Annotated in this window: 2 protein-coding genes; both read right to left on the bottom strand. The window is 39.0% G+C overall.

Going from position 1 to position 2,568, the window contains the following annotated elements:
* Window positions 1–120: 120 nt before the first annotated feature.
* On the bottom strand, window positions 121–975 hold the full coding sequence (locus tag P2W73_RS26270; RefSeq protein ID WP_276505081.1) for a peptidylprolyl isomerase: 855 nt from the start codon (window positions 973–975) through the stop codon (window positions 121–123).
* 311 nt (window positions 976–1,286) lie between these two features.
* Window positions 1,287–2,237 (bottom strand): alpha/beta hydrolase family protein, encoded by a 951-nt coding sequence (locus P2W73_RS26265; protein ID WP_276505080.1) that lies wholly within the window; start codon window positions 2,235–2,237, stop codon window positions 1,287–1,289.
* Window positions 2,238–2,568 lie beyond the last annotated feature (331 nt).

The following is a 2,568-nucleotide window of genomic DNA, read 5'->3' as shown; positions in this document are numbered from 1 at the left end:
ATCCGCATCAACCACGTCTTCCACACACCAATCCCCATAATTACAAGCAACGCCTACCAGCAGGTTCCGTACAACTAAGAGTTCATCGTTGGCCCTTCAGGCCCGACGAACTCTTAGTTGTTAGCTGCTGCTCTTTATTTTTAGCAACGTGACTTCCTTTGTCGTTTTGTCGTCGTATGTTTTCTTTACGATATAAAACCAATTGTTTGAAGGAACATCAACTTTAAAAACGTCATCCTTTTTATGTTCTTGAATAGCTACATCAAATTCTTTTACCATCATCCCTTCTTGAAACCAACCTAAATCCCCATCATTTGGATTACCATCCATGTTGTATTCTTTGAATAAATCAAGAAATGTTGTCCCAGAATTATATTTAGTCATAATTAAATTTCTTATACTGTCAATTTCACTTAAAGAAAGTTTTGAACCGTCAAGATAAATATAGCTTCCACGAAGTGATTTTATGGTTGTATCACTTACTACTTTGTACAAGTAGCCATCAATTTTAAAAACGTCGCCTTTACTTTTAGTTAATAGTTGTTTTTGCAAGTCTGAAGTGTCAACATCCGAACTCAGAAAAACCATTTCAGTCGCAAGGGAAGGATTGGAGCTTATAAATTTTTCTGCATCACCCAGTGTTCTTACATTTTTGAGTTTTGCGGAAATATTTTGTCCAGAACTAATTGTTGTTGTCAAAATAAAAATACCAAGAAGAATTTGTTTCATTACGATGTCGGTTTTAGAGTAGCAGCTAACGGATCGGGGCTTGGCGCAGTTTTGTGGCGGTTCCCGATTTCGTGTCGGGAATAAAGCTACAAAACAAGCCTGACAACCATAAGTACCGCCACGAAATTGCGCCAAACCCAATGATGGCGGACAGTGGCTCAAAAGTTCACTTACCCGGTTGTCATGCCCCGATCCGATGGACAGAAAAAAGAAAGACATAGCCTTTGCTGCAATTAAAATTTGCAATGAGTAAAATGAAAGATTTGAATTGAATGAAAGCCAAAGGCGGTCTTTCGTGGCCGCCAGTGAATGATGAAGAATAAAACACGATGCTCAATGCGGCCATTTCTGTCCATCGTCAGGGCTTTGCGTTCGGAGGGGCATTTGGAAAACGTTCAGCCCGGAACAGAAGCCGATGTAAGATAAAAAAGTTGAAAATATATTCTGTTGCTCATCCGTGTTCAGTCTGCTGGATATGTAGCTGATAGTAGTACTGCCGATTAGGATTTATTTGTCGCCCCCCGCTGACGCAAAACCTCGCTGTTGTGCGTTCGTTTTCAGTCACCATGTGGTTCCAAACTTGGCCAGGGTTTTTTGTCCCGCAAATAAGCGTCGAACCAATTGGTTAATTGCAGGACGTAATCACTTCTGTGTTCTGTAAGTGAATGTTCTCCTCCTTCATAAAGTACGAAGCGAAACGGTTGCTTTAATTGATAAAACTTATTTACAAGGTCTAAAACCTGATTAGTAGGAACACGCCAATCAGCCGTTCCCTGAAGAATAAGAATAGGTGTTGTTTTGTTTATTTTTTCGGCAAAGTAAACAGCAGAGCGCTCTTTCAAAGCCGTCATTTTAGTTTTAGCATAGTCTGGTATCAGTCGGGCATAAACAGCAGTGTCAAAAGCTGGGCGGGTTTCTAATACTTTTATTAAATCTGTGATACCGCTTCCTACTACAGCTGCTTTTATTTTTGCTGTCTTGGTTAATGCAAGGTAGGTCATCATACCGCCACGGCTCCATCCAAACATGCCAATACGTGATGTATCAGCTTGTTGGATATTTGAAAGTAACGGAATCAAATTGAGTACATCATTTACGTCTTTTCCACCAAATTCTTCTTTTCCTTCTCCACCATCATTACCCCGGTATTGGCTGGCTACAATTACATATCCTTTACTACTTAGCTCACCCATACCCCTTAATAAAAAACTTTCATCGGTAATTTTGCCAAACTCTTTATTACCGCCCCTGTTGTAAATAACACAAGGATATTTCCCTTCTTTTTTTGGAACGGCTAAATAACCTTTTACTTTGAATTGGTCAGAAAAATAAGTGATATGATAGAAATTAACTCCGGCTAATGTTGATTTAATGTCCGGTACAATCATTTCAATGTTACGAACCGTAGAGTCAGGAAGTGTAAATGAAACTTGCTCAATGATTTTTCCGTTTTGTGATTTTGCTGAAGAATATGCTAATATTATCAATAAAGAGAGAAAGTATTTCATAACAAAGGTTTTTTTAAATGATGCACAACGAACAGGGCTTTATGCAGGTTGGGAATTAGCATTCCGTCTGCCGACAACCGCTGCTGATTGAAAATATGTTGATGAAGTTAAGTACAAAAGCTGATAGTTATTCGTCAGCTGGAACTGAAGCTGGGATTTGCAATTTGTTGATGTTGCAATGTCAAGCCCAACTTGCATAAAACCCAATGTTGTACTAAACCTTCGGTAGTTTGTGAAGCCTCTGATAAAGTCAGAGGCTTTTGTTTTGCAAGATTATTCATTGTAAAAATATTCAAATGCAAAACAAACAAACTACCGGCCTGCGTTGCAA

This window comes from Terrimonas pollutisoli (assembly GCF_029360765.1).
GTDB lineage: Bacteria > Bacteroidota > Bacteroidia > Chitinophagales > Chitinophagaceae > Terrimonas_B > Terrimonas_B pollutisoli.
The sequence above is the reverse complement of the archived record's forward strand: the minus strand, read 5'-3'. Positions and strand labels throughout refer to the sequence as shown.

Coding starts and splice junctions, on each gene's coding strand:
- P2W73_RS26265 (WP_276505080.1), bottom strand. CDS start 2,237: ATGAAATACTTTCTCTCTTTATTGATAATATTAGCATATTCTTCAGCA.